At 67.6% G+C, this 9,028-nt stretch carries 7 protein-coding genes and 2 pseudogenes; 1 reads left to right on the top strand and 8 read right to left on the bottom strand.

Going from position 1 to position 9,028, the window contains the following annotated elements; translation table 11 throughout:
- The 6 genes and pseudogenes from ACLN58_RS13215 to ACLN58_RS13190 all read right to left on the bottom strand — a co-directional run.
- Nucleotides 1-427: pseudogene (locus tag ACLN58_RS13215) on the bottom strand (hypothetical protein); the annotation flags it as partial.
- A 116-nt stretch (nt 428-543) separates the two neighbouring features.
- Nucleotides 544-1,623, bottom strand: coding sequence for a Gfo/Idh/MocA family protein (locus ACLN58_RS13210; RefSeq protein WP_415855723.1), 1,080 nt, complete (start codon nt 1,621-1,623; stop codon nt 544-546).
- A 218-nt stretch (nt 1,624-1,841) separates the two neighbouring features.
- A complete protein-coding gene (locus ACLN58_RS13205) occupies nt 1,842-2,942 on the bottom strand; it encodes a substrate-binding domain-containing protein (RefSeq protein WP_415855722.1) in 1,101 nt (366 codons plus the stop codon).
- A gap of 60 nt (nt 2,943-3,002) precedes the next feature.
- Nucleotides 3,003-4,283, bottom strand: coding sequence for a multiple monosaccharide ABC transporter permease (gene mmsB, locus ACLN58_RS13200; protein ID WP_415855721.1), 1,281 nt, complete (start codon nt 4,281-4,283; stop codon nt 3,003-3,005).
- Nucleotides 4,284-4,310: 27 nt separating this feature from the next.
- Nucleotides 4,311-5,858, bottom strand: a complete 1,548-nt coding sequence (gene mmsA / locus ACLN58_RS13195; RefSeq protein WP_415855720.1) for a multiple monosaccharide ABC transporter ATP-binding protein — start codon at nt 5,856-5,858, stop codon at nt 4,311-4,313.
- A 130-nt stretch (nt 5,859-5,988) separates the two neighbouring features.
- Nucleotides 5,989-7,182 (bottom strand): ROK family transcriptional regulator, encoded by a 1,194-nt coding sequence (locus ACLN58_RS13190; RefSeq protein WP_415855724.1) that lies wholly within the window; start codon nt 7,180-7,182, stop codon nt 5,989-5,991.
- Between the two features lie 116 nt (nt 7,183-7,298).
- Here ACLN58_RS13190 and ACLN58_RS13185 point away from each other — a divergent pair, with 116 nt between their 5' ends.
- Complete coding sequence (locus tag ACLN58_RS13185; protein WP_415855719.1) at nt 7,299-7,823, top strand: gamma carbonic anhydrase family protein; 525 nt, start codon at nt 7,299-7,301, stop codon at nt 7,821-7,823.
- A 10-nt stretch (nt 7,824-7,833) separates the two neighbouring features.
- Here the strand turns inward: ACLN58_RS13185 and purU are convergent, their stop codons facing one another.
- Nucleotides 7,834-8,682 (bottom strand): formyltetrahydrofolate deformylase, encoded by an 849-nt coding sequence (purU, locus tag ACLN58_RS13180; RefSeq protein WP_415855718.1) that lies wholly within the window; start codon nt 8,680-8,682, stop codon nt 7,834-7,836.
- A 9-nt stretch (nt 8,683-8,691) separates the two neighbouring features.
- Nucleotides 8,692-9,028 (bottom strand): annotated as a pseudogene (locus ACLN58_RS13175) (pyridine nucleotide-disulfide oxidoreductase); the annotation flags it as partial.

Genomic DNA, 9,028 nt, shown 5'->3' with positions numbered 1-9,028 from the left:
CCCCAACGCTTTGGATGGCCTGGCCCGTTCCGGAGGCCGTCGCGTCCACCACGGGGGCGAGCGGCGCCAGAGGACCGGTGAGCACGGGTGCCGCGACCGCGGGCGCGGCTTCGACCACGTGGGCGAGCGCCGTCGTCGTCTGTTGGACCGCCGCGCCCGCCGAGCCCTGCACGCCGGGGACAGTCTGGAGGACGCCTGAGGCGGCGGGCTCGGCCGATGCGCTGACCGAGGAGACAGCGCGCCCGACCGGTGCGGTCAGCGAGGAAACCACCGATGCGGCGGGTGCTGGGGCCGGGGCGCCGAGCAGATCGCTCGAGGCGGACGCGGCTGCACCAGAAAAGAGCAGCCAACCGATTCCCAGACCAGCTGCGCCGACCGCACAGCGCAGAGCAGTGAGGCCGCGGAATCGCAGAAGCGCCAACCGCATGTCCCCACCTCCCCAAGTTGAAGGGATCGGCCGCGCACGCAACGCCCCCATCCTAGGACCGGGGGTGCGGGCGCGCTAGAGCGGGGGAGCAGAAAAGCGCCTTGAATCTACAGGATTCAGCGAGCGACCCGTTCGTCGTTGGGATACCGGATGCCGAGTTGCCGGCGCACGCCGTCGAGGAGCCGCATCGTGTTGAGCGTGTGCGCCCACGGCATCGTGGGGCTCTCGGCGACGCCCTGCTGGACGCAGCGGACCACTTCGCGGAGCTCGTACACGTAGCCGCGGCCCACGGGCTCGAAGCGTTCCGTGCGGGGCGGATCCCAGCCGCGGCGCACCACGATCTCCTTCGGGTTGTTGATGCTCCCCACGGTCGTGAGAACGCCCGCCGAGCCCGCTACGGTCGCCGCGCGGGGCCCGTGCGCGAGGAGCGAGGACGTGAGCGTTGCGAGCTGCCCGCCGCTGTAGCCGAGCGCGAGCACGTTCTGTTCGTCGACCCCGTCGCCGTTGAGGGTCCCGAGCGCCGTGAGGGAGTCCGGGAAGCCGAGCGTCCCGAGCGCCCACAGCAGCGGGTAGATTGTCAGGTCCAGGAGCGCGCCGCCGCCGGCCTCGACCGCCCAGATGCGGTGGGTGGGGTCCTTCGGCGCGGGGAACCCGAGGTCGGCGGAGACCCACTGGACGGTCCCGAGCTCGCCCGATTCGGCGATCTCGAACGCGCGCTGCATCGACGGCAGGAACCGCGACCACACGGCCTCCATGAGGAAGACGCCACGCGCCTTCGCGAGGTCCACGAGCTCCTGTGCCTCGTGCGCGTTGACCGTGAAGGGCTTCTCGACGAGGACGTGCTTGCCGGCCGTCAGGAGGGCCTTCGTGACTTCGTGGTGTTGGGCGTGTGGGGTCGCGACGTACACGACGTCCACGTCCGGGTCCCTGGCCAGCCTCTCGAAGCCGGGCACCTCGCCGTCGTCCGCGTAGTGCCGCGCGAAGCCGAACTCCCGCGCGAAGTCCGCCGAACGCTCGCCGCTGCGCGAGCTCACGGCCTGGAGCGCGGCGTCGGGCAGCATGGCGAGATCTCGCACCACCGTCCGGGCGATTCCGCCCGTCGCGACGACGCCCCAGCGCACCGTCTGGCCAGTCGGAGCGAGCGGGTCGGTGGTGTCCTGGAGCGAGAGCCACGTGTGCTGGATGTGACGGGTCATACACCCATCCTTCCATGCGGGCGCGGGCTGCCGGCGCGATGGCCGCGCTCCTGTCCGGTTGATGTTTCCCGATCAGTTGGGACCGCGGCGCGTCCCACTCGGACACGTTTCGCCGTCCAGATAAACGGGCCCAAGCGGGCCACGAACGACGGCGGCCGCCCCCGGGGTGTGGGGACGGCCGCCGTGCGCTGGGGTCGCCGAGGCGACCGCGCGCTGGACTACTGGGTTAGCTTGCTCAGCGTCGGGTCGTTGGCGTACGCCTCCTTGGCGTTCGCCTTCGTCACGATGACCGGCGGGAGGAGGAACGCGGGGACCACCTTCGTGCCGTTGTTGTACGACTTGTCGTCGTTGACGTCCGGCTTCTGCCCGGCCTGGAGCTTCTTGGCCATGTCGATCGCCTTGTTCACGAGATTGCGCGTGTCCTTGTTGATCGTCGAGTACTGCTCGCCAGCCATGATCGACTTGACGGACTCGACCTCGGAGTCCTGGCCCGTCACGACCGGGACCGGCTTGCCGGCGCCCTTGACGGACGTGATGATCGCGCGAGCGAGCGTGTCGTTCGGCGAGAGGACGCCGTCCAGCGTCGTGCTGTTGTAGCTGGCCGCGAGGAGCGTGTCCATGCGCTTCTGGGCGTTCTCAGCCTTCCAGCCCTGGGTCACGGCCTGGTCGAACCCCTTCTGGCCCGAGACGACCTTGAGCGTGCCGTCGTCGATCTTCGGCTTGAGGACGTCCATCGCGCCGTCGAAGAAGACCTTCGCGTTCGCGTCGTCGGGGGAACCGGCGAAGAGCTCGATGTTGTACGGGCCGGTCGGCTTCTTGGCCTTCATGCCGTCCAGCAGCGCCTGGCCCTGGAGCTGGCCGACCTTGAAGTTGTCGTACGCGACGTAGTAGTCCACCGCGTCGGTGTTCTTGAGGAGGCGGTCGTACGCGATGACGGTCGCGCCGGCGTCTTTGGCCTGCTTGAGCTGGGTGCCGAGCTGGGAGCCGTCGATGGCGCCGACGATGATGACCTTGGCGCCCTTGGTGACCATGGACGAGATCTGGTTCTGCTGATCGGAGACGCCGCCGTTCGCGAATTCGACATCCGCCTTGAAGCCCGCGCTCTTGAGGCCGTCGTTGAACAGGCCCTCGGCGAGGACCCAGTTCTCCGAGGTCTTCTGCGGGAGGGCGACGCCGATGAGCGAGTTCTGCGCGAACCCGCCGGAGCCGCCGCTCGAGCTGCCGGAGGACGTGTTATCCGAGCGACCACAGGCAGACAGCGCCAGCGCTGCGATGGCAGCGATGGCAGCCACCTTTCCTGCATTTCCAATCATTCGCATGGTGTTTCGCTTTCTTTTGGTTTCCGGGTGGTGGAAATCAGTGGACGGATTGAGGGCAGGTCAGGATTCGCGGGCGACGACCTCGGAGGTCTTGGTCGTCTCGTCAGGCTGGGCGGGGACGCCGCGGTTGCCGTTCCCGCCCATGCCGCGCATGAGGAGGCCGATGAGGGACGGGCGGCCCTGGATCTTGCTGTACACGTCGAACGCGACGGCGAGCAGGAGCACGATGCCCTTGATCATCTGGGTGAGGTCCGCGCCGACGCCAAGGAGCTGGAGGCCGTTGTTGAGGACGGCCATGACAAGACCACCGACGATCGACCCGATGACGGTGCCGACGCCGCCCGTGACGGCCGCGCCACCGATGAACACGGCCGCGATCGCGTCGAGCTCCCAGCCGGTGCCGTCGAACGGGCCCGAGGCGGTCGAGCGGCCCACGAAGACCATGCCCGCGAGCGCCGCGAGGATCGACATGTTCATCATGACCATGAAGTTGACCTTCTTGGACTGGACGCCGGAGAGCTCGGCGGCGTGGCGGTTGCCGCCCACGGCGTAGATGTGGCGGCCGATGATCGTCTTCGACGACACGAAGCCGTAGATGAGCACGAGCACGCCGAGGATGAGGCCCGGGATAGGGAAGGACGTGCCCGGGCGCCCCGTCGCGAAGAGGTACGTCGCGTACAGGATCGCGGCGACGATGAGGACGAGCCGCGTGACGGTGACCCACTGGTCCGGGACCTCGGCGCCGAGGGCCTTCGCCTCGCGGCGCGCCCTGAGCTGGAAGAACACGACGGCGGCGGCGCCGATGAGGCCGAGCAGGAGCGTGAGGTTGTTGTAGCCCGTGTTGGGGCCGATCTCCGGGAGGTAGCCGGCGCCGATGTACGTGAAGTCCTTCGGGACCGGGACGGTGTTCGACTGGCCGATGAACTGGTTGAGGCCGCGGAAGAGGAGCATGCCGGCGAGCGTGACGATGAACGCGGGGATGCCGACGTACGCGACCCAGAAGCCCTGCCACGCGCCGATGACGGCCCCGATGATGAGGCCAAGCAGGATCCCGACCCCTGACGGCAGGTGCCAGTCGCGCATCGTGATCGCGACGATGATGCCGACCGAGGCGGCGACCGAGCCGACCGAGAGGTCGATGTGGCCCGCGATGATCACGAGGACCATGCCGATGGCGAGGATCAGGATGTAGGAGTTGCCGTTGAACAGGTTGATGACGTTGTCCGGGGTGAGGGTGAGCCCCCCGGTGAGGATCTGGAACAGGATGATGAGCGCCACGAGGGCGAAGATCATGCCGAACTGGCGGGTGTTTCCGCCGAATAGCTTCTTGAGGGCATCCATGGCGATTCCTTGGCTCTCTCGGCGGTTTCAGGCCGCGGCGTTCTTGCGGGCTTGGGTCATGAGCTTCATGAGGTTTTCCTGGGTGGCTTCCTCCTTGTCGAGGACGCCCGTGATCGCTCCCTCGAAGATCGTGTAGATCCGGTCAGAGAGGCCCAGGAGCTCCGGGAGCTCGGAGGAGATCACGATCACGCCCTTGCCCTGGCTGGCCAGGCGCTGGATGATGCCGTAGATCTCGTACTTCGCACCGACGTCGATGCCGCGCGTCGGCTCGTCCAGGATCAGGAGTTCGGGGTCGGTGAACATCCACTTGGCCAGCACGACCTTCTGCTGGTTGCCGCCGGAGAGCTTCGAAACGCCCTCGTCGACGGTGGGCGCCTTGGTGCGCAGCGAGCGCCGGTACTCCTCCGCGACCTGGTACTCGCGGTTCATGTCGACCACGAGGCCCTTCGTGACCTTCTTGAGCGCGGCCGAGACCGTGGTCGACTTGATGTCGTCGAGGAGGTTCAGGCCGAGCGTCTTGCGGTCCTCGGTCACGTAGCCGAGGCCCGCGTCGATCGCCTGGGGGACGGTGTGCATCTTGACCTCGCGTCCGTGCATGAACGTCTGGCCCTCGAGGAACTTGCCGTACGAGTGGCCGAAGATCGAGCGCGCGAGTTCCGTGCGGCCCGCGCCCATGAGGCCCGCGAAACCCACGATCTCGCCCTTGCGGACGAAGAAGTTCGACCGCTTGCAGACAAGGCGATCGGCGACCGAGGGGTGCTGCACGGTCCAGTTCCGCGCCTCGAAGAGCACCTCGCCGATCTTCGGCGTGTGGTCGGGGAAGCGGGACTCGAGGGTGCGGCCGACCATGCCCTTGATGATCCGGTCCTCGTCGACGCCGTCGGCCTTGACATCGAGCGTCTCGATCGACTTGCCGTCCCGGATGATCGTGATCGAATCCGCGATCTGCTCGATCTCGTTGAGCTTGTGGGAAATGATGATCGACGTGATCCCGCGGCCCTTGAGCCCGAGGATGAGGTCCAGGAGATGCTGGGAGTCGGTTTCGTTGAGCGCCGCGGTCGGCTCGTCGAGGATGAGCAGACGGACCGACTTGTTGAGCGCCTTCGCGATCTCGACGAGCTGCTGCTTGCCGACGCCGATGTCCTTGATCGGGGTGTCGGGGTCCTCGGAGAGGCCCACGCGCGCCATGAGGTCGATCGACCGACGCCGGGCCTCCTTCCAATCGATGACACCGCGCTTCGCGGGCTCGTTGCCGAGGAAGATGTTCTCCATGATCGACAGCTCGGGGATGAGCGCGAGTTCCTGGTGGATGATCACGATGCCCGCGTGCTCGCTCGCGCGAATGTCCTTGAACTCCTGGACCGAGCCCTGGTAGAGGATGTCGCCGGAGTACGTGCCGTAGGGGTAGACGCCTGAGAGCACCTTCATGAGCGTCGACTTGCCAGCGCCGTTTTCGCCGCAGATCGCGTGGATTTCCCCGGCTTTGACGCTGAGGCTCACGTCCGAGAGCGCTTTGACTCCCGGGAATTCCTTGGTGATGGATTGCATCTGCAGGATCACAGGTTGGTCTGCCATATGCCCTTCGCCTCCTGGTCGAACCTCGTTGTCCGGCCCTCCGCTGGGGCGGGGCCGTCTCTGCCTGACGAGTAAACAGTCACGAAGCCATTGTCGTCAAGGCTTTAACGCAATCGTTGTGATTGCGCGCTCACGGGTGGTGAGAAATATCCGCATGCTGGAAGACGAGCGCGGCTGCCCCGAGCACCTCGGCTCGGACACCGAGCGCAGACATCGTCACGGTTGTCGTCTGGCCGATAAGGGGCACGGCGTGCCGCACAAGACCCCTCCGCACGGGGTCCAGGAGCAGATCGCCCACCTCGGTGAGGGGGCCGCCGAGCACGATCACCTCGGGGTTGATGAGGTTGGCGACGTTGCCGAGCGCGCGGCCGACGGCGAGCCCGGCGTCGTCGATGACCCTGAGTGTCGCGGTGTCGCGGGCGAGCGCCATCCGGACGATGTCGTCCGGCGTCACGCGCTCGCGCCCGCCCCGGCTCAGGAGGTCGATCATCGTGGTGGTCGAGGCGAGCGTCTCGAGGCACCCGCGGTTGCCGCAGCGGCATATCTGGCCGTGCTCGACGATCGTCGCGTGGCCGATCTCGCCGGTCACTCCGACGTGCCCGTAGAACGGCTGGCCGTTGATGATGAGGCCCGCGCCGATGCCCGAACCGATCTTGACGAAGATGAGGTTCGAGACGCCGCTGTGCGGCCCCCACGTGACCTCGCTCAGCGCACCGAGATTCGCGTCGTTGTCAACGAATACGGGGAGTTCCAGCGCCTCTTCGAGGTGGGTCAGGAGGTTGAAGCCGACCCATTCGGGAAGGATCGCCCCTTGCGCCACCGAGCCCGTGCGGTGATCGATCGGACCGGGGATTCCGGCGCCGACCCCGACGATGTCACGCCGGTCGATGCCCGCGTCCTCGAGCAGCGAATCGAGGACGTCGACGGCGGCCGCGATCCCGACGTCGGCCTCGTGCCCGAGGGGGAGAGAGACGGTGTCCTCGGCGAGGATGTCGTACGCGAGGTTGGACACGACAACCCTCAGGTGGCGCCGCCCGAAGTCGATGCCCACGGCGACGGCGCTGTTGCTGTTGAGCCGCACGCTCAGGGCGCGGCGGCCCGAGCTGGTGGTCGGCTCGGTCGCGACGATCGATGCCTCGTGCAGGACCTTGACGATGTTGGACACCGTGGCGGTGGAGAGTCCCGTGGTGCGGGAGAGTTCGGCCTGGGTGGCGGGACCCGCCATGAGCGCCTCCACGATGCGCTGCTCGTTCTGGCGTCGGAGCGCAGACTGCGAGCCTGGATTGTCGGGTGAGCCCGTCGGCGAGCGCAGCGTGGAGACCATGCGACACAGCATGATCATGGACACGCCTTGGCGTCAAGAAGTGAACACAACCAGCCGCATTATTGTGCATTGCGTGTACATGTATTCCGGGCTGGGCGGGGCACTAGTCTGGGCGCATGGCACCAGTCATCGACTTTGGCGGAAAGAGCCCCGACATCCACCCGAGTGCGTTCGTTGCGCCCACGGCGAGCATCATCGGCGATGCCCATCTGGCGGAGAGGTCGAGCGCCTTCTACGGCGTGTCTGTGCGCGCCGACACCGCTACGATCACGGTCGGCGCCGGCACGAATCTGCAGGACAACGTGGTGCTCCACGCCGACGAGGGGTTCCCATGCACCGTCGGAGCGGGCGTGTCGATCGGACACAACGCGGTGGTCCACGGCTGCACTGTCGAGGACAACGTGCTCGTGGGCATGAGCGCGACCATCATGAACGGCGCCGTCATCGGCTCGGGCTCGCTCGTGGCGGCGGGCGCCGTCGTGCTCGAAGGCACGGTCGTGCCGCCGCGCTCGCTCGTGGCCGGCGTTCCCGCGAAGGTGCGCCGCGAGCTGACCGACGACGAGGTCAAGGGCGTGCACCGGAACGCGTCCCATTACGTGGACCTCGCCCGCGCTCACCGCAAGGCGGTCGCCGCCCTCTGAAGTTGCGGCGTCAGCCGAAGACCACCGTCCGCGTCCCGTCGAGCAGGACGCGGTGCTCGGCGTGCCACTGGACCGCGCGGCACAGGGTCCGGCCCTCGACGTCTCGGCCCAGCTGCACAAACTGCTCGGGGGTCTTCGAGTGGTCCACCCGGATGACCTCCTGCTCGATGATGGGCCCCTCGTCGAGATCGGCTGTGACGTAATGGGCCGTCGCGCCGATGATCTTGACCCCGCGCGCGTGCGCCTGGTGGTACGGCTTGGCGCCCTTGAACGAGGGCAGGAACGAGTGGTGGATGTTGATCGCTCTGCCCTCGAGCGATCGGCAGAGATCGTCGGAGAGGATCTGCATGTACCGGGCCAGCACCACGAGCTCGATCCCGTGCTCTTCGACGAGCGCGAGCAGCTTCGCCTCGGCCTCCTCCTTCGTGGCCCTCGTGACCGGGAGGTGCACGAACGGAACCCCGTAGAACTCGGCCATGGGCGCGAGCTCGGTGTGGTTCGAGACGATCACGGGCACCTCGATGGGCAGCGTTCCGGTGCGCTGCTGGAACAGGAGGTCGTTGAGGGTGCGGCCGTCCTTCGAGCACATGATGAGGGTCCGGACCGGTTCGCCGTTCGTGTAGAGGCCGAGTTTCATATCGAAGGCCTGGGAGACGGGCGCGAGCGAGGCCTCGAGCTCGGCCCGCGACGCGGACGTCTCCACGGTCACACGCATGAAGAACGTCCCTGTTTCGGGGCTCTCGTACTGGCGCGACTCGGCGATGTTGCACCCGGCGTCAAGAAGGGCGCCGGAGACGGCGTGCACGATCCCGGGTCGGTCCGGGCAGGAGAGCGTCACAATGAAGGAGTTGCGTACCACCCGTCTAGGCTAAGCGCTCCGCGCCCCGCTCACCTCCGCGGGGAGGGCGCGCATGGCCGCGACGGCCGCGGCTCGCCCCGCGCGCGTGGCCCCGATGGTCGAGGCGGACGCTCCGTAGCCCACGAGGAAGAGGCGCGGCTCACGAACTACGCTCACGCCGTCGTCGGCCATGAGCACCCCGCCGCCGGGTTCGCGCAGATGGAGCGGCGCGAGGTGCCCGAGCGACGCTCGAAAGCCGGTGGCCCAGAGGATCGCGTCGAGCTCGAGTTCGGTGCCGTCCGCGAGCACGGCGCCCCATGCCGTGATCCGCTCGAGCGGCCCACGCGACGCGAGCACGCCCGCCTCG

Source organism: Sinomonas sp. G460-2 (assembly GCF_047759905.1).
Taxonomy (GTDB): Bacteria; Actinomycetota; Actinomycetes; order Actinomycetales; family Micrococcaceae; genus Sinomonas.
Note: the sequence above shows the minus strand (reverse complement) of the source record. Positions and strands in the feature narration are given on the sequence as shown.